The sequence below is a fragment of the Desulforhabdus sp. TSK genome (assembly GCF_022836495.1).
GTDB lineage: Bacteria > Desulfobacterota > Syntrophobacteria > Syntrophobacterales > Syntrophobacteraceae > Desulforhabdus.
Genome location: NZ_BQXM01000001.1, coordinates 238,804 through 257,026 on the forward strand (window position 1 = coordinate 238,804; position 18,223 = coordinate 257,026).

The 18,223-nt window shown below is 56.5% G+C and carries 13 protein-coding genes; 12 read left to right on the top strand and 1 reads right to left on the bottom strand.

Going from position 1 to position 18,223, the window contains the following annotated elements:
* Positions 1-53: 53 nt before the first annotated feature.
* Positions 54-2,267, bottom strand: a complete 2,214-nt coding sequence (locus tag MWC30_RS01090) for a 6-phosphofructokinase (RefSeq protein WP_244082293.1) — start codon at positions 2,265-2,267, stop codon at positions 54-56.
* 778 nt (positions 2,268-3,045) lie between these two features.
* Between MWC30_RS01090 and MWC30_RS01095 the strand changes: the two genes are divergently transcribed.
* The 12 genes from MWC30_RS01095 (at position 3,046) to nuoG (ending at position 18,155) form a co-directional block, all read left to right on the top strand.
* Entirely contained in the window at positions 3,046-6,117 is a 3,072-nt protein-coding gene (locus tag MWC30_RS01095; protein ID WP_244082294.1) for a CoB--CoM heterodisulfide reductase iron-sulfur subunit A family protein, read from the top strand.
* A gap of 113 nt (positions 6,118-6,230) precedes the next feature.
* A complete protein-coding gene (locus tag MWC30_RS01100; RefSeq protein ID WP_244082295.1) occupies positions 6,231-6,662 on the top strand; it encodes a hydrogenase iron-sulfur subunit in 432 nt (143 codons plus the stop codon).
* Between the two features lie 3 nt (positions 6,663-6,665).
* Positions 6,666-7,616, top strand: a complete 951-nt coding sequence (locus MWC30_RS01105; protein ID WP_368860768.1) for a 4Fe-4S dicluster domain-containing protein — start codon at positions 6,666-6,668, stop codon at positions 7,614-7,616.
* Between the two features lie 21 nt (positions 7,617-7,637).
* Positions 7,638-8,687 (top strand): 4Fe-4S dicluster domain-containing protein, encoded by a 1,050-nt coding sequence (locus MWC30_RS01110; protein WP_244082297.1) that lies wholly within the window; start codon positions 7,638-7,640, stop codon positions 8,685-8,687.
* Between the two features lie 33 nt (positions 8,688-8,720).
* On the top strand, positions 8,721-9,563 hold the full coding sequence (locus MWC30_RS01115) for an FAD/NAD(P)-binding protein (RefSeq protein ID WP_368860769.1): 843 nt from the start codon (positions 8,721-8,723) through the stop codon (positions 9,561-9,563).
* 138 nt (positions 9,564-9,701) lie between these two features.
* Positions 9,702-10,922, top strand: a complete 1,221-nt coding sequence (locus MWC30_RS22715) for a (Fe-S)-binding protein (RefSeq protein WP_272495882.1) — start codon at positions 9,702-9,704, stop codon at positions 10,920-10,922.
* A 266-nt stretch (positions 10,923-11,188) separates the two neighbouring features.
* On the top strand, positions 11,189-12,409 hold the full coding sequence (locus MWC30_RS01130) for a hypothetical protein (protein ID WP_244082301.1): 1,221 nt from the start codon (positions 11,189-11,191) through the stop codon (positions 12,407-12,409).
* Positions 12,410-12,517: 108 nt separating this feature from the next.
* Positions 12,518-12,916: a secondary thiamine-phosphate synthase enzyme YjbQ gene (locus MWC30_RS01135; protein WP_244082302.1), complete on the top strand. Its 399-nt coding sequence runs from the start codon at positions 12,518-12,520 to the stop codon at positions 12,914-12,916.
* 235 nt (positions 12,917-13,151) lie between these two features.
* The gene (locus tag MWC30_RS01140) at positions 13,152-13,529 is read left to right on the top strand and encodes a desulfoferrodoxin (RefSeq protein WP_244082303.1); all 378 of its coding nucleotides are present in this window, start codon (positions 13,152-13,154) and stop codon (positions 13,527-13,529) included.
* A gap of 182 nt (positions 13,530-13,711) precedes the next feature.
* A complete protein-coding gene (nuoE, locus tag MWC30_RS01145) occupies positions 13,712-14,194 on the top strand; it encodes an NADH-quinone oxidoreductase subunit NuoE (RefSeq protein ID WP_244082304.1) in 483 nt (160 codons plus the stop codon).
* A 14-nt stretch (positions 14,195-14,208) separates the two neighbouring features.
* The gene (locus MWC30_RS01150) at positions 14,209-15,480 is read left to right on the top strand and encodes an NADH-quinone oxidoreductase subunit F (protein WP_244082305.1); all 1,272 of its coding nucleotides are present in this window, start codon (positions 14,209-14,211) and stop codon (positions 15,478-15,480) included.
* 98 nt (positions 15,481-15,578) lie between these two features.
* The gene (nuoG, locus tag MWC30_RS01155; RefSeq protein ID WP_244082306.1) at positions 15,579-18,155 is read left to right on the top strand and encodes an NADH-quinone oxidoreductase subunit NuoG; all 2,577 of its coding nucleotides are present in this window, start codon (positions 15,579-15,581) and stop codon (positions 18,153-18,155) included.
* The last annotated feature ends 68 nt before the right edge of the window (positions 18,156-18,223 follow it).

Consider the following 18,223-nt stretch of genomic DNA (forward strand, 5'->3'; position numbering starts at 1 on the left):
CCCAATGATCCACCGCCCCGGCCAGATGAAAGGTGAAATGAAAAAGAAGCTTCTCATGTGCCGCTCCCGGCGTGGACCTTGGCGAGAGCGTCCGCTGTCTCGATGAGCTGCAGGAACCATTGGTGTTTCGGGCGGCCCCGCTCCAGGTCCATTTCCTTTATGGCTTCAGGCAGGGGGAAGGTGGTGGTTCCCCTGCCGCTCAAGGCAAGTACCGAGATTTCCGTGGATTGTTCCTGCATGGCGTTGATGAGCGTCAAAGCCGCTGTCGATCCCATCCGGCTCGCCAGGATGCGATCGAAGGCCGTGGGAATTCCGCCGCGCTGTACATGCCCCAAGACCGCTGTGCGCACCTCGAATTGATCCTTGCTTTCTTCCTCCATCAAACGCCTTATGAAATCAGTGGTGTAGTGAAAAGAGGCCATTTCGTTGCGCAGATAGATCACGAGCCTCTTGCCGTATTGAAAGCTTTTTTTCAGGTTTTCCACATCCGTGTTCAATTCCGCCAGGCTGATGCCCTTTTCGGGAATGTAGGCTTTTTCAGCCCCCGAAGCCAGGGCGCTCATGAGGGCGAGGAATCCGCTCTGCCGGCCCATGACCTCAACGATGAAGGTGCGCCGGGTGGCGCCGGCGGTATGCCGAATTTTGTCTATGGCCTCGATGATGTTGTTGAGGGCGGTGTCGGTGCCCACGCAGTACTCAGTGAGGGGAAGATTGTTGTCGATGGTGGCGGGAACGAGCACCATGGGAATATTGAATGCGTCAAAATTTTCGCGCTGTGCAGCCAATTCCGCGATTTTGACATAGGTTCCCCAACCGCCGATGGCAATGATTCCCTTGATGCGGTGTTTTTGGATATTTTCGGCGATCATGGCCAGGTCCGCAGGCTTGAAATCAATGCGGGCGGTTCCGATTTCCGAGCTGGGTCGGTTGACCCATCCTACCATTTCATCCCAGTCGAGCTCTATGAAGTCTCCGCGAATGAGGCCCATGAATGCGTCTCTGGAGCCCAGGACGGGTATCCCCTGGTTGAGGAGGCAACGCGCGGCCACGCTGACGGCGGTGTTCATTCCCGGCGCATCGGCTCCTCCCGTCAGGATGGCGACGACGCCGTCGTCATGACGCTCTTGAGCCGGCAGGATTCGGGTCAGGGTCTTGACGAGCTTCAACGTATTTTTGAAGCTCTCGCCCCGCAGCTCCAGAGCCTGGCTATAGTTTCCGGTTTCGATCTCCACCCCCACGGCTCGGCTCTTTTCCACGACGGTGGTGAGAGGCGTGGCGACGACCTCGTTTCTCACGAGCCCCAACATATGGCAATGGGGCGCGTCCGGAGCGTCCAGCAGCGTATCGACGGCTGCGACGCCCAGCCGAGTGGCCAGGATGCGGTCGAATGCCGTGGGCGAGCCTCCCCTCTGAACATGCCCGAGGACGGTGACTCGGACATCCAGACCCAGGCGTTCCGTTAGAATGCGTTTGATGTCATTGGAGGTGATGGTCAGACCGTCTGGGTGCCTGGCGCCTTCGGCCACGATGACAATGTGGTGGGGACGGCCGATTTTGCGCCCTTTGTCGATGGCATCCACCATCTTCTGATGCCAGCGGAGCTCCAGTTCTTCCTCCGGCACCAGGACCCAGGAGGCGCCTCCCGCGAGTGTCGCCGCCAAGGCGAGATAGCCGCAGTGCCTTCCCATGGTTTCGATAACGAAGGTGCGCTGGTGGGAGGCCGCTGTGGAGGTGAGATTGTCCATGGCATGAAGGATGTGGTTGAGAGCCGTATCAGCTCCGATGGACATGTCCGTTCCAAAGAGGTCATTGTCGATGGATCCCGGCAGGCCGATGACTTGAAGGTTCGGGATCTCACCCCTTGATGAGAATTCCTCATGCTCTTTGCGAAGCTGGTCCACGTGCTCGGGCCATTCCTGGGCAAGGACATGGGCGCCGCTGAGGGACCCGTCACCCCCGATGACGACGAGGGCCTCGATTTTGTGTTCAAGCATCTGGCGGGCGGCTTGACAGCGCCCCTCACGGGTTCTGAATTTTTCCGAACGCGCCGTGCCGAGGAAGGTGCCGCCCCTTTGGAGCAGACCGCCGACATCTTCCCATTGGAGCTGCCGGATTGCGTCTCCTCCCTTCGCCAAGCCTTCATAGCCGTCGTAAATTCCGTAGACTTTGAGCTTGCGATCCAGAGCTCTACGGGTGACAGCCCGGATGGCGGCATTCATCCCGGGGGAATCCCCCCCGCTCGTCATTACGGCCAACGTTTTTATCATGGAAGGACTCCTCGCAAGAGATTCTCAACAAGTGTTGTGGAAGCGTCGCCTGACTGCCCCCGCCGGGGGGGAGCAGCCTGAGTTAATGTATGCAATATGACAGTATTGATTCCCCTTCACAACTTTTTTTGCATTTCGCCCGAGTCTCTTCATCGTATATGAAAAAGGGAGAATTTTCCTGTCAATCGCCTTGACTTGATTCCTGCACTGGTTTAAGAAAAACGTTGAGTTAATTGATGAAAACGAACCAGGATGAAGTGACCGATGCCACTCGAAGGAGCGATGACTTCGTGTGGCGTGGCAAGCCCCCAGGGAATCGACGGTCGGAAATTCCGGGGAGGCGCGGTCTGCGCCGGTTACACTGTCATCTTTCAGCAAAATGGACCTGAAAGGAAGGGACTTGCGAGTGGAATGGGTATAGAGAATCGGAACTGACGGCACTGCTTTTTCGCGCATCCTTCCTGAAGGCTCCTTACTTGCCTCAAAAAGTTTTTTTGGTGTTGTTGCCTCAACATTATTTATATAGAATAAAACTCTGAAAATGAAGAATCGAAACGTCGTGCTTCTATGGGGAAGGGACCAGCCGCAGCTGATCTTTTTTGTTTTACCTGGAAAATATCTGGGCGTGGAACTGTGTGGCGATTTGTGATTGTAATCACATGAGGCGGGTGGGCGAATCTGCGGCCTACGGAGTGGCTGGCGGTATGCTGCGGATGTAGTTTTCAATACTGAATCCAGGTCTGATGTTAAAAAAAGTTCGCTTACGGAGTGGATGTTCATGAATGAAAAAAATGCTTCAAACCCAGTAACTGGTGCGGTGATGGTGGTGGGGGGGGGTATTGCAGGCGTGCAATCGGCTCTCGATTTGGCCGATTCCGGCTATTACGTGTATCTGGTCGAAAAAAGCCCCTCGATTGGCGGTGTGATGGCGCAGTTGGACAAGACGTTCCCGACGAATGACTGTTCAATGTGTATTCTTTCACCAAAACTGGTGGAGGGCGGCCGTCACCTGAATGTGCAGTTGATCACCATGGCGGATGTCCAGGCCATCGAAGGGGATGCCGGTAACTTTACGGTGACGGTGCAGGAACGTCCACGCTATATCGACATGGATAAGTGTATTGCATGCGGTGTCTGTGCGGAAAAATGTCCCAAGAAGGTGGAAGATGCCTTCAACGAAGGCCTTGGACGCCGCAAGGCGGCCTACGTCAAGTATCCTCAGGCGGTTCCCCTGAAGTACGTCATCGATGCGGACAACTGCATTTATTTCAAGAGCGGCAAGTGCAAGGCATGCGAGAAGTTTTGCCCTGCCAGTGCGGTGAACTTCGACCAGAAGCCCAAAACCCACAAGCTCCAGGTGGGGTCCGTCATCCTGGCCCCCGGCTATCAGCCTTTTGCCCCCCAGGTTTACGATACCTACGGTTATGGGAAATTTCCCAACGTCGTCACCAGTATGCAGTTCGAGCGCATCCTCAGCGCCTCCGGTCCTTTCGAAGGTCATTTGGAACGCCCGTCGGACCGGAAGGCTCCGAAGAAGATCGCGTGGCTGCAGTGCGTTGGGTCTCGGGACATCCATCACGGGGCTCATGGATATTGTTCGGGCGTGTGCTGCATGTATGCCATCAAGGAAGCGGTCATCGCCAAGGAGCATTCCAAAGAGGGTTTGGACACGGCCATCTTTTTCATGGATATGCGCACTTACGGGAAGGAATTCGAGCGCTATTACGACCGTGCCAGAAACGAGGCGGGCGTGCGCTTCATCCGTTCGCGTATCCACAGTATCGAAGCGGCGGCATCGGGCTCCGACGATCTGCTGCTGGGATACGTGGATCAAAACGGCAAGCTTCAGTCGGAAGTCTTCGACATGGTGGTGCTTTCCATCGGCCTGGAAGTTTCCGACGGTGTGCGCCAGTTGGCCGACAGCCTGCAGATCAAGCTGGATGACAGCGGCTTTTCCGAAATGAGCAGCTTTGCCCCCGTCGCCACCTCCAGGCCGGGGATCTTCGCCTGCGGTGCCTTTTCGGGTCCCAAGGATATTCCTTACTCCGTCATGGAAGCCTCGGCCGCCTCAGCCGCTTCGGCTGCTCTGCTGGCCGGTGCGCGCAACGCTCTCACGAAGGAAAAGACCTATCCGCCCGAGGAGCCGTATACGCCGGAAGAAACCCGCATCGGTGTTTTCGTCTGCCACTGCGGAATCAATATCGGCAGTGTTGTGGATGTTCCCGCTGTTCGAGATTATGCGAGATCGCTCCCCGATGTGGCTTATGTTGCCGACAACATGTTCACCTGCAGCCAGGATACGCAGAGCTTGATTCGGGATGCCATCAAGGAGCACAAGCTGAACCGCATCGTGGTGGCGGCCTGCACCCCCCGCACCCATGAGCCTCTCTTCCAGGAGACGATCCGGGAAGCGGGTTTGAACCGGTACCTTTTTGAGCTGGCCAACATCCGGGACCAGGATTCCTGGGTACACCAGGCGGAGCCCGAAAAAGCCACGGAAAAGGCCAAAGACCTGGTGCGCATGGCCGTGGCCAAAGTGGCCCTGCTGGAGCCCATCGAGCGCATGCAGGTGGCCCTCAACCAGTCGGCCCTCGTCATCGGCGGCGGCATCGCCGGCATGAGTGCTGCGTTGAACCTGGCCGATCAGGGATTCAAGACCTACCTGGTGGAGGAAAAGGCCGAACTGGGCGGGCATGGCCTCAAGGTCAGGCGCACCTGGAAGGGCGAGGATGTGGGGGCCTTCATCGAAGGGCTGAAGGATCGCGTCCTCAAGCACCAGAATATCGAAGTCTTGATGGAGAGCAAGCTCGTGGATGTCCACGGGTTTGTCGGACAGTTCAACACGACGGTGGCGTCCAACGGCACCACCCGCGACATCGAGCACGGGGTCGCCATCATCGCCATCGGGGCACATTCCCTCAAGCCCGAGGCGTATCTCTACGGGCAGAGCGATCGTGTGACACGCTGGCATGAGCTGGAAGAGCTTTTCGAGAAAGAGCCCAAGCGGCTCGAAGAGGCGGAAAGCGTCGCCTTCATCCAGTGCGTCGGGTCCCGCGAGCCCGAGCGGCCTTATTGCTCCAAGATCTGCTGTACGGCTTCCGTGCAACATGCCATCGAGCTCAAGACCAGGAAGCCCGACCTGGACGTCTACATCCTCTATCGGGATCTGCGCACCTATGGGCTGCGCGAAGAACTGTACAGCAAGGCCCGCCAGATGGGTGTTCTGTTCATCCGTTTCGAGCAGGACGAAAAGCCTGTCGTGACCAAAACGACCGTCGGCGGCAAGGAAAAGCTGCAGATCACCGTGAAGGATCATGTCCTGGGACTGCCCGTTCAGATCGATGTGGACTATTTGAACCTGGCTACGGCTCTGATCCCCAAGGGGCAGAAGGAAATCGCCCAGTTCTTCAAGGTGCCTCTCAACGAAGACGGTTTCTTCCTGGAAGCGCACATGAAGCTTCGTCCTGTGGACTTCGCGACGGATGGCGTTTTCATCGCCGGTCTGGCCCACTACCCCAAACCCATGGAGGAGTCTGTCGCTCAGGCCCAGGCTGCGGCGGCTCGCGCGGCCAATGTACTGGCCAAGCCGTATGTGGAAGTGGAACCGGTCGTGTCCGTGGTGGATCAGGACCTGTGTATTGGATGCGGCTTGTGTGAAGCCTCCTGTCCCTTCGGCGCCATTCGGCTTCACAAGATAGAGGGCAAGGGCTACAGGGCTGAAACCATTTCAGCCTCCTGCAAGGGATGCGGCGTATGTGCCGCGTCCTGCCCGCAGAAAGCCATCGATATGATGCACTTCCGCGATCGTCAAATTGTCGCTGCAATCCGTGCGGGAGGTGCGCAGCAATAAGGTTCCTGAAAACCGGTAGACCTTCATTTGGCTCATGATGCTTGGAGCGACAGCTGATTCTCAGAACCCCGGAGCGTAAGCTCCGGGGACTCAGCCTCAATGGGAGACGCGAAATGACTGGTACGTTCGAGCCGAAGATATTGGCCTTTTTGTGCAACTGGTGTTCATATGGAGCTGCAGATCTGGCAGGAGTGAGCCGGATGCAGTATCCTCCCAATATACGGATCATCCGAGTGCCCTGTTCGGGGCGCATCAATCCCAAATTCATTCTCTCGGCTTTGCGCCATGGAGTCGATGGGGTGTGGGTGTCGGGGTGTCATCCCGGGGACTGCCACTATATCGAAGGGAATTTTTACGCGCGGAGGAAATTTACGTTGCTCAGGGGGCTGCTGGAGCACATGGGGATAGAACCCGGACGGGTTCATTTTTCATGGGTCTCCTCGGCGGAGTCGACGAAATTTGCCGATGTGGCCCGTCAGGTGGTCAGTACGGTGAAGGCATTGGGACCGGCCCGACATTTCATCAAAAAGGAAGCCGAGGTTTAGCGGATGCAAGCATATACCCAAAAGATAAGGGAGGCAGCCAGGCGGCTGCTCTCCGAAAAAAAAGTGGATGTGGTCATTGGTTTTCGGAAAGGAACCATCCCCTTTATGAACGAGCCGTTTCTGGCCAGGAATGCCGAACAGGCCGCGCAGCTCTATTGGGATGGCAACTGCGGAATCAACCTCGCCAACTACGTGACCAAGCGCACGGACCGGGTCGCGGTGGTGGCCAAAGGATGTGACACGCGCAACCTCGTGACGCATATCCTGGAAAACCAGATTCCCCGTGAGAATCTTTATATTCTCGGTGTTCCCTGCAAGGGAATGCTCGACAAGCGCCGCATTGCGGCCGAGCTCAACGGCAGGGAAGCAAACGACGTGGAAGAGTCCGACGGGAAGGTCCTGGTGAAGGGTCGGGGTGTGGAATTGACCCTGGACCGTGGGGAGTACCTGCAGGACAACTGCTCCATTTGTATCCACCGCAATCCGGTTCTCTACGATGAGCTCGTGGGGGAACTGGTGGAGGAGCAGACGAATGTGGATCGTTACGCCGATGTCCGCAGGGTGGAGGCGATGGATCCCGGGGAGCGGTGGCAGTATTTTGAGGATCTCATTTCGACGTGTGTGCGCTGTTATGCGTGCCGCAATGCCTGTCCGGCCTGTTATTGCCCGACATGCTTTGTGGACGAGTCCCGTCCTCAGTGGGTGGGTAAAACCATCGATCCCACGGATACGCGCACGTTTCATTTCCTGAGAGCTTATCACCTGGCGGGCCGCTGCACGGATTGCGGAAGCTGTGAGCGTGCGTGCCCCATGGGAATCAAGGTGCGCCAGTTTACGAAGAAGCTCGAAAAGGATGTGAAGGAGCTGTTTGGATACGAGGCCGGCTTGAGCCTGGATCAGCGTCCCGCCCTCGATGCCTTCCAGCCCGACGATCCCCAGGCGTTCATCAAGTAAATCGAGAAGGGATGAGATTCCATGTCGGAAATATATATTGCCCGGGAAAAGCTCCCCGGGATTGTAGAGCAGTGGATGGGACGGTACCGGCTTTTCGGCCCGGTGTTTCAAGGTCAGTATCATGAGTTTGAACAAGTGAAGCAGCCCGGCGCTGTAGACCTCGATTTTGTGAATACGAAACTCTCGCCCAAGGGGCTGTTCCATCCCCAGGCCGAGAAGATGTTTGAATTCACCCTTGACAAGCAAAATCCCGAGGCGGGGATCCTGAAGGAAATCCCTCGGGATTATTCCGAGCGTGTGATTTTGGGCATTCGTCCCTGTGACGCCAGGGCTTTCGTGCTCGATGACGTCAATTTCAATACCAACGATATCAAGGATCCCTGGTGGGTCAGACGGCGCGAATGCTCCACCCTGGTGGGGCTCGCTTGCAACGATCCATGCAGCACCTGTTTTTGCACGTCTGTGGGAGGCGGCCCCTTCGATACGGCCGGGCTCGATGTCCTGCTGGTGGATGTCGGTGACGGTTTTGTGGCTCAGGCGGTGACCCCGAAGGGAGAGGATCTCCTGGCGGGAATCCAGGGCGATCCGATGCCTGGGGAGGCTCCTCAAAAGATCGAGGATCTCAAGAAGGCTGCCGAAGCGAGCCTCGGGAAAGCCTTCCAAGTGGAGTCGTTCACACAGAAGAATATGCTGGATCTTTTCAGCGATCCGCTGTGGGAAGAAGTGCAATTTTCGTGCATCAACTGTGGAACGTGCACCTTTGTCTGCCCCACATGCTGGTGTTTTGACATCCAGGACGAAGTCAGCGAGGACAAGGGGGCGCGCATGCGGCTCTGGGATGCCTGCATGTTTCCCCTCTTCACATACCACGGTTCGGGGCATAACCCCCGTGGGCAGAAGCTCCAGCGTGTGCGTCAGCGCTTCATGCACAAGCTCAAATACTATCCGGACAAGTACGGAAATGGAGTGGCCTGTGTCGGCTGCGGCCGTTGTGTAAAAGCGTGTCCGGTCAATATCGATATTCGGCAGGTGGCACGCTTGATGTCGGATGGCTGCGTTTGTCCGGCCTGAGGCACGTACACTTTTATAGATGGAGGAATGAAGGTGCACAACCCTTATTTACCTTATCCCGTCCGGATCGAATCCGTCGTGACGGAATCGGAAGACCGTAATCAGAAGACCTTCAAGCTGGTCTTTCTCAATCCGGAGGATGAAGCCAGATTCAGGTACATGCCGGGGCAGTTTGCTGAGCTGTCGGTAGCCGGCCAGGGGGAAATCCCCATCGGGATCGCGTCATCACCCACGGAAAAAGGGTTCATCATGTTTACGGTGAACAAAGTGGGAAAGGTGAGCAGTCATCTTCACAACATGCAGGAAGGGGATATCATGGGTGTTCGCGGGCCGCTGGGCAACTGGTACCCGTGGGACACGCTGGAGGGGAAGAATGTGGTGATCATCGGAGGCGGTTTCGCCTTCACGACGCTGCGTTCTTCCATTGTCTACATGCTGGATCCGGAAAATCGGTCCAAGTATGGAAATATCGACGTGGTGTATGGTGCGCGCATGCCCGGGCTTCTTTTGTACAAAGAGGAATTGGCGGCGTGGGAACAGCGCGATGACATCAACATGCACATCACGGTGGACGGCACAACGGACCCCAACTGGAAGTACAACGTGGGGTTCGTGCCGACGGTGACGAAGGAGAAGGCGCCCAGCGCCGACAATGCCTATGCCATCATCTGTGGGCCGCCCATCATGATCAAGTTCACGCTGCCGGTGCTGACGGAGCTGGGTTTCCCACCCGACCGCATCATCTCGAGCCTGGAAATGCGCATGAAGTGCGGTATCGGCATTTGTGGACGCTGTAACATCGGAACGGAATACGTCTGTAAGGACGGGCCGGTCTTTACGCTGGAAAAGCTGGCGACCCTGCCCAATGAGTACTAGCTTCGGTGAATCAATAGGGCATGCCGCACGGGATGCGGGGCGCCACCAGTTCCAAAAAAGGCTTTAAAACCAAGGATTCGTGTGTTATAGGTTGATGGCCGAGTATTAAAATGTGAAACACACAAGGGGAGAGAATTTATGGAGCCGTTGTTGTTGTCTAAGCGTGAAAAGCGTAGGTTGGCGGGCCAGTATGCCGACTTGTGCTTGACATGCGGAACATGTGCGGGCGGTTGTCCGGTTACGGGAGTAGCTGGGCTGGATGTCCGGAAGGTGGTTCGTTTGGCCCTTTTGGGAATGGACCAGGAAGTCATCGATTCCAAATGGCCCTGGGTCTGCACGCTGTGTGGGCGCTGCGAGCATGCCTGCCCCATGAACATTGACCTTTTGGCGTTGATTCGGTCTGCCCGTGGCATGAGAGACCGGGAGAAGGTTCCCGGCGTCCTCCACAAGGGTGTCGCCATGTGTTTGAAGACCGGAAACAATGTGGGAATTCCCAAGGAAGACTTCCTGTTCCTCTTGGAAGACATGGGGGCGGAGCTGGCCGAGGAGCTCCCCGGCTTTGAAGTTCCGGTAGACAAGAAGGGTGCGAAGTACCTCTTCACCATCAACTCCAAAGAGCCTTTTGGAGAGCCCGAAGACATGATGTTCTGGTGGCGCATCCTTTACGCCGCCAAAGAATCCTGGACGACCACCTCCGAAAACTGGGAAGGCGTCAACTGGGGCCTGTTCACGGGTGACGATGCCTCCATGAAAGAGGTTGTGGGACGCATCGTTAAGAACTACAAAGAGTTGGGGTGCGAATATCTCGTCTTACCCGAATGAGGGCATGCATATTATGCGACCAGGCTTGGTCTGCAAAAATGGTATGCGAATGAAGGCGTGAAGTTCGTAAGCGTTCACGATCTGCTGAAAATGTACATCGAAGAAAGCCGGATTAAGTTGGATAAGTCCATTCATGAAGAATTGACGACCTACCATGATCCCTGTAATTACGGACGCAAAGGCGAGCGCGCGTTCGGCCATGGCTATTACGAAGAACCGCGCTGGGTGACGCAGCAATGCTGTGAGAATTTTGTGGACATGTATCCCAACCGGGCCAACAACTTCTGTTGTGGTGCAGGCGGTGGGGCATGGGCCAGTCCGTACGTCGAGGAAAGGATCTTCTACGGCCGTACGAAGGCCAAGCAAATCAAGGATACAGGGGCCAAGCTCCTCATTGCCCCCTGCCACAACTGCCGCGACCAGATCATGAAGAGCCTTCGCAAAGAATACGACATGATGGATGTGGAAGTGAAGTATCTTTGGGAGCTCGTGGCGGATTCTCTGGTCATTGAACCGCAGGAAGAAGCGGAAGAATAAGTTTTACTTCTATCCAACTGAATGGAAGCCCCCGAATCGCGCGACCCGCGCGTGAAAGGGGCTTTTTTATTGGCGGCTTCTGTTGTAATAAAGGATCCATGTGCAGTGATCTCCCGGTGCATATCTCCTCATACTGGTTTGCATCCGGTATCATCGGACAGGAAATGCCGCCCTATGCGCCGACGCTGAAGGTGCCTCCGCCGCATTACCTCTAAGGCTCTGTTCTGGGGCAAAGGGGATGGACCATAAATTCGACAGAGAGAACGATGAGCAAGAAGCAGGATCTCAAGAAGAGCAAAAAAGTTGAATTCAATCTGAGCCCGGAAGAAGTCCATGAACTGGGAATGATTGCCGATCGACTGGCGGTCCAGGATCCCGAGGGCGAGAGCCTCGGGAACTATCTCCGGAGCCTGCGTCAGGCCCTCTCCGGGAGAGAGCACCTGATCGCGGCGCTGATGGAAAAATTGAGCAGAAATCCCTCCCTGGTGAGCTTCAAGGCGTACCTCACCTTTCGGGACAGCATCGGACAAAAAAACCTGCAAAAGACCATCAAACAGGCGGCTTATCGTTTTTCTCAAAAAGGGTACGTGGAGGAACGGGATGAGGCGCCTGAAACGGTGGTGCTCATCCAGAAGGAGGTCAGAAAGCCCCTGTCCTATGTCATTCCTGCTGAAGGGACATACGGATTTTTCGCAGCCCTCATTCCCGAGAGTCGCTATCCGGCACCCGTGGCCGTGACGGCCTTTTTTGAGGATAGCTTCGAACAGTTGCATGTCCGCGTGGTGGAAACCTCTTTTCGGAGCTTCAGAGAATATCTGCAAAAAATTGCCGACGATCTCAAAGACCGGAAGCTCGGAGAAGTGCCCCTCTGGCATGCTGCGAGACTCTTTTTTGAAATGCTCGATCTCTACTCGGTGAGGACCACCAGCCCCCAAATCGAGGAGGCGAAGAGGCTTCTGGAGCCTTATCACGATCCGGGTCGTAAGCCTTATGTGTATGAATTGATGGAAGAGATTCCCGATCCGGAGGTGCAGATTCATTCCGCCGACCTCGATGCTCTATCGGAGGCGGTGGATCTCTTGTATCTCATTTTGCCCCGAAAGGAATTGCAGCCTTACTACGAAAGAATCCAGGAGCTGAGCAACCCGGTGCTGGTGGTTTCCCCGGAGGTTCAGCGGGAGCGGTCCGAGGATTGGATCCGAAAGGCTGCGGAAGAGTTGTGCTCCGGGAGCAGGCGGCTTGTTTACCAGCGTTTTTTTGAAGAGCAGGCGCTGCTTTTCAAACTGTCTTCCGACGACGTACTCGCCATGTCCTGCTGGATCATTGCGCAGCACTTGAAAAGCGGGGCACAGGTCTCGGAAAACCCTGTCCTCCTCGATCTCATCGTTGTGTCCATGGCAAAGCACTGGCCGGAGGAATTTCGATTTGAGAGCGGCGAGGAGAACGACCTGCCGCCATCGCAATCAGGGCTGATCCTTGCGCCTTGAAGTGCCCGGCAGGAAATGTGGGGAATCGCGGGCAGCGGAAATTCGACCGACTCCGGCCACCGGAGGATTTTTCTTCAGGCGTTCTAAAGTGAACAGGGAGATTGAGCCATGCTGGAAACCATACAGGTGAACACTCCGGATCATGCAGCCATGGTGGATGTGACGGATTTGATCGCTCGCAAGGTGAAGGACAGCGGCGTCAAAAGCGGACTGTGCGTTGTGTACATGCCCCATACGACAGCCGGTGTGACGGTGAATGAGGGAGCAGACCCCGCCGTGGCTCAAGATATCCTCGATACATTGGCGAAGATGGTTCCCTGGCGTGGGGAATACCAGCACACCGAAGGCAATGCGGCGGCGCATGTCAAGGCTTTACTGGTGGGGAGCAGCAGTTCCATCATCATCGACAACGGCCGGCTCTTGTTGGGAACGTGGCAGCGTATTTTCCTTTGCGAGTTCGATGGACCCCGCACCCGAAAGATTCGCATCAAAATTTTGAAAGATTGAAGGGCTTCCCAGGATTTGCCGGCGTGGATTTGTAGGAGCGGCATCCTGCCGCGACTGGCTCACTGCCGCGGCAGGATGCCGCTCCTACAAGAGACAGGGAGCTATCAGGCCCAAAGCTTTCTAACTTATCGAGTATAGCTCCACAAGGGTGGAATTCAATTTTTCAGTGACTATATTGCAGGCTGTTGATGTGGTGGAAGTGCAGTGGTGAACCGATCATTGAAGGAGAATATTCGTGGCTGAAAGACTACAGGTTTACAAATGTGAATTGTGCGGCAATGTGGTGGAAGTCCTCAATGGTGGGGGAGGAGAACTGGTGTGCTGCGGGCAGCCAATGAATCTGCTCGATGCCAAGACGGCGGATACCGGCAAGGAAAAGCATGTCCCCGTTGTCGAAAAGACGGATACTGGGTTCAAGGTGACGGTGGGGAGCGTTCCGCATCCCATGGAAGAGGCGCATTTCATCCAGTGGATTGAATTGATCGACGACAGCGGGAAGGCTTATCGCCAGTTCCTCAAAGCGGGTCAGGCTCCGGAGGCGGTATTCTGTGTCGATGCAAAGACGGTGACGGTCCGGGAGCATTGTAATCTTCACGGTGTCTGGAAGGGCTAGGGAGCAGGCCTCCTGAGCCCATTGAATTCATCCAAAAGGTATCCGGTGTTTTTGCAGCCCTCGTATGGGATTCAAATGGATCCCACCCGAGCGGCTTTCCGGAAGGTTTCCAATCAACAGAGGGAGTCGGCCATGGCAGAAGGTCCGATTCCCTCTGCATCTCTTGACCGGACTCCAATGCCATGCTGCCTGCGGAAATAAAAGAAACGCTGCTCCAGCGCATTGCCCATGCGATACATCCCCGTGAGCAGGCGATCGATGTCATGACCATCATGCAATCGCATTATGGGTACATGAGTGACGAGGCGATGGAAGAAGCCGGCGGGCTCCTGGACATGACGCCTCTGGAACTGGAAGAACTGGCCACGTTCTACAATTTCATCTATCGTCGGCCGGTGGGGAGATATGTCCTCCACATCTGCGATAGCACTGTCTGCTGGATGAATGGGCATGAATCGCTTTTGCAGCATCTCTGTACTCTCCTGCAGGTGGAGATGGGAGGGACGAGCCCGGACGGTTTGTTCACCTTGCTGCCTGTCTGCTGCCTGGGGTACTGTGACCACTCGCCCGCGATGATCATCAATCAAGTGATTTATGGAGATTTGACGCGAGAAAAAATAGACAGTGTCATTCATAAACTGAGGGAACAGGCACATGCTTCCTAAGAGGGGATGACCGAGTGAGCCGTTATCCGCAAGTGCTCTTTCAAAACCGTAAGCTCAAACGCATCAACACCCTGGAGGAATACTGTCAAAGCGGCGGCTACCAGGCCCTTGCCGATGTCCTGAGGGAATACACTCCCCAGGGAGTCTGTGCTGCTGTCCAGGAAGCCGGGCTGCGTGGACGGGGGGGGGCAGGGTTTCCCGCAGCCAAAAAATGGGAGTCCGTTCCGGCGGATGGGGCTTTTCCCAGGTTTCTCGTGGCCAATTCCGACGAGATGGAACCGGGAACTTTTAAGGATCGGGTGCTGATCCATGCAGAGCCTCATACCATCATCGAAGGCATCGCCATCGCGGCCTATACCATTCAGGCTTCCAAGGCCTTTATCTTTGTGCGCCCCAATTATGAGGGCAGCGCCGCAATCCTGGAAAGAGAGATAAAGAGGGCCGAAGAGGCCGGCTATTTGGGAAGGCGCATTCTGGGAAGCGACTTCTCCCTGGAGATCATTGTGCATCTCAGCGGGGGGCGCTATATATGCGGTGAAGGCACGGCTCTCCTCAACGCCCTCATGGGGAAACGCCCCAACCCCATCAAGCCTCCGCCATATCCCACCGTCAAAGGCCTGTGGGATCGCCCAACGGTCGTGAACAACATTGAAACACTGGCCAACGTCCCCCACATCATCCGCAATGGACCCGACTGGTTCAAAGGGCTTTCCCTGGTGGAAAAATCTCCAGGAACAAAGCTCTTCTGTGTCAGCGGCAAGGTGAAGAGCCCCGGTTGCTTCGAGCTGCCCATGGGGACTCCCCTGAGAGAAATCATCGAGGAGCATGCGGGAGGACTGCTGGAAGGGTCCGAATTCAAAGCCTGCCTGCCGGGTGGGGCAAGCACGCGCTTCCTGATTCCCGAGCAGTTGGATGTCCGCATGGACTTTGACAGCATGGGGGAAATCGGACACAGGATGGGAACGGGGGCTATCATCGTCTTCGATCAGAAGACCTGCCTGGTGGGAGCCACCTTAAATCTGATCCAGTTTTTTGCCCGGGAATCCTGTGGGTGGTGTACTCCCTGCCGCGAGGGACTGCCCTATCTGAGGGACCTGCTGTGGCGCATCGAAAACGGCGAGGGAAAAGAAGAATACATTCCCACCATCCGGAGCATGTGCAAGGACATGTGGAATTCATTCTGTGCATTGGCTCCCGGCGCGGCCTCCCCTGTGGAAAGTCTTTTGACCTACTTTGAGGATGAAGTGCACGAGCATATCGTTCAAAGGAAGTGCCCTTTCCAGTGATGCCCGGTGTGGATTGGGGTTGAAGCGTAGAGTGGAATGAAGGGCGAAAGTTGGTTCTGCCCATACCGCCTCCCTACGGAAATGACCGAAGGATTGCCATGCCCAAGTTGACCATCGACGATTTGGAAATTGAAGTCCCGCCCGGAACCAAGGTGATTGATGCTGCCGAGCAGCTGGGCATCATGATTCCCCGCTTTTGTTATCTGAAGGAGCTGGGGCCGGCCGGGGCCTGTCGCATGTGCGCCGTGAAATTTTTGCAAGGCCCCTTCAAGGGCGTCCAGATGAGCTGCATGGTGGATGCTCAGGACGGCATGGTGGTATCCACGAACGATCCTGAAGCTGTGGCGTTTCGGAAACAGGTCATCGAATGGCTGATGCTGAACCACCCTCATGACTGCCCCGTCTGCGACGAGGGAGGGCAGTGCCTGCTCCAGGACGAGACCGTTTCCGGAGGGCACGGACTGCGCCGCTACCTGGGCCGCAAGCGAACCTATCGGGACCAGTACCTGGGTCCTTTCATTGCCCATGAGATGAACCGCTGCATCCATTGCTACCGGTGCTCGAGATTTTACCAGGAGTACGCCGGCTACCGGGATCTTGGCCCGCTGCAGATTGCCGACCGGGTTTACTTCGGCCGGTTCAAGGATGGGCCTCTTGAAAGCCCCTTTTCCGGGAATCTCGTGGACATCTGCCCCACGGGAGTCTACACGGACAAAACGGCTCGGTTTCGCGTGAGGCATTGGGACCTGGAAAGAGCGCCGTCCCTCTGCATTCACTGTTCCCTCGGATGCCACACGGTGGCCAATGCCCGCTACCGGGAAGTGGTCCGCATCGAAGGCCGTTCCAGCGGCAAGGTCAACGCCGGCTTCCTCTGCGATCGGGGGCGTTTCGGATTCGGTTATGCCGCACATCCCGAACGGCCGCGGAATGCGAAGATCGCCGCTCAGAACGTGCCCATGAGTGCCGCGGTTCGGGAGGCTGGGCGGAGACTCCTGGAGATTCGCGAGAGCAGCGGGGCCGAAGCCATCGCTGTCCTGGGGTCTGGGCGAAGCTGCCTGGAAACGCTGGGGATGGTGCAGCACCTTTCCAGGGTGGGGAAGTGGACCGCCCCGGATTTTTTTGAAAATCCGCAGATGGAGCGCAAAGTGAAAGCCATCGTGTCCCAGTTGGACGCTCGACTGGCTGTCTCCCTGCGTGACGTCGAGAAGGCGGATTGCATACTGGCCATCGGGGTGGATCCGGTCAATGAGGCCCCCATGCTGGCTCTCGCCATGCGGCAGGCGTTCCGCAAAGACGCGAAGGTTGTCGTCGTGGACCCGAGGCCGATTTTCCTTCCCATGAGATTCGAGCACCTGGCGGTGAGCTCTGCCCGGATCGAGACCCTGCTTCAGGTCCTCCTGCAGGTCCTGAGGCAGACGGATCTTGCAGCCCCCCCCGCTCCCTTGCCGCAACCGATTCAGCTCTCCGAAGGGCTTTTGTCGGAAGTTGCTTTTGATTCATCAGTGCAGGCCCAATTTCATGCCCTTGTGGAGACATTGGTCGGGAGTCGGAATCCTGTCATCCTTTGCGGCTCCGGGGTTGTGGGAGAATCCGTGTCCTCCCTGGCAGCCGACTGTGCCGAGGTGCTTCAGAACGCGAAAGGGAAGGGAGGCATCTTCTACGTGCTCCCGTCAGCCAATGCTTTCGGCGCGGCATTGCTCGCGTCTTCTCCCGAGCATTCCTTCCTGGATACTGTCGAAGGGATAGAAAACGGAACCATCCAGGCGCTCGTGGTGGTGGAAAGCGATCCCCTCCGTCATTTCCCCGACGGACCGAGACTTCAGGCGGCTCTAACGAAACTCCAATTTTTGCTGGTGCTCGATTACTTGCCGTCTGAAACAGTTCGTCGGGCCGATATTTTCCTGCCGACCTGCACCCTTTTCGAAGTGGGAGGAAGCTTCATCAACCAGCAAGGCCGACTACAGGCGGCGGAAAAGGTGCATGCCGTCGGGACACCCATTCATCAAGCCACTGATGAGGCCATGAGGTCGGCACGTGGCGAAGAGGGAGGAGGAAAACACCCGCCCAGAATGTACGACCTCGGGATTCCCGGCGGCGAGCCCAAAGCAGCGTGGGAGGTGCTGGACGCTCTGATGGAGGCCCTCGTTCCTGTAGCCGAGGGCACCTGGAGAGAAGATCCCTGGGAGGTCCTCAAGCAGGAGATTCCCCTGCTCGCTTCATGGAATGGTCGGGGATATCCGGCGGACGGCCTGCATGTCGTGCCGGAGAAAAGACCGGGTGCCGCTGTCGCTCTTCCGTTGGAAACCGAAGCCCACACCTCCCCTTCCGAGGCCAGCCTCCAGCTTCTCCTGGTGGATTGGACTTTCGGGACGGAAGAGCTCTCCCAATATGCCGCCGTCATGCGGCAGGTGGAAGGTGAGCCGTTCCTGTGCATGCATCCCCAAGATGCCGAACGCTGTGGCCTGGCCCATGGAGACGCCCTGGAGGTTCGACTGGAGGAAGGCTCGATTCGGGCATCCTTGAAAGTGAGAGAGAATATGGCGTGCGGGGTGATGGTTTTGCCACGACACGGCAGGATTCAATGGCAGGAGCTGCGAAATCTCTCGGGAAGAGTGCCCTTTGAGTGTATTCAAAAAATAAGTACCGATACCCAGGTTATCGAAGACTTGAGATAGCCTCGTACCTTTGCGTCATTCCGGCATGTTTCCAGCCGGAATTCAGTCTTTGCGCCGGCCAGGATTCA

Bases quoted from the DNA above. Each gene is read 5' to 3' on its own strand.
- MWC30_RS01090 (WP_244082293.1), bottom strand. From the start codon at position 2,267: ATGATAAAAACGTTGGCCGTAATGACGAGCGGGGGGGATTCCCCCGGG.
- MWC30_RS01095 (WP_244082294.1), top strand. From the start codon at position 3,046: ATGAATGAAAAAAATGCTTCAAACCCAGTAACTGGTGCGGTGATGGTG.
- MWC30_RS01100 (WP_244082295.1), top strand. From the start codon at position 6,231: ATGACTGGTACGTTCGAGCCGAAGATATTGGCCTTTTTGTGCAACTGG.
- MWC30_RS01105 (WP_368860768.1), top strand. From the start codon at position 6,666: ATGCAAGCATATACCCAAAAGATAAGGGAGGCAGCCAGGCGGCTGCTC.
- MWC30_RS01110 (WP_244082297.1), top strand. From the start codon at position 7,638: ATGTCGGAAATATATATTGCCCGGGAAAAGCTCCCCGGGATTGTAGAG.
- MWC30_RS01130 (WP_244082301.1), top strand. From the start codon at position 11,189: ATGAGCAAGAAGCAGGATCTCAAGAAGAGCAAAAAAGTTGAATTCAAT.
- MWC30_RS01135 (WP_244082302.1), top strand. From the start codon at position 12,518: ATGCTGGAAACCATACAGGTGAACACTCCGGATCATGCAGCCATGGTG.
- nuoE (WP_244082304.1), top strand. From the start codon at position 13,712: ATGCTGCCTGCGGAAATAAAAGAAACGCTGCTCCAGCGCATTGCCCAT.
- nuoG (WP_244082306.1), top strand. From the start codon at position 15,579: ATGCCCAAGTTGACCATCGACGATTTGGAAATTGAAGTCCCGCCCGGA.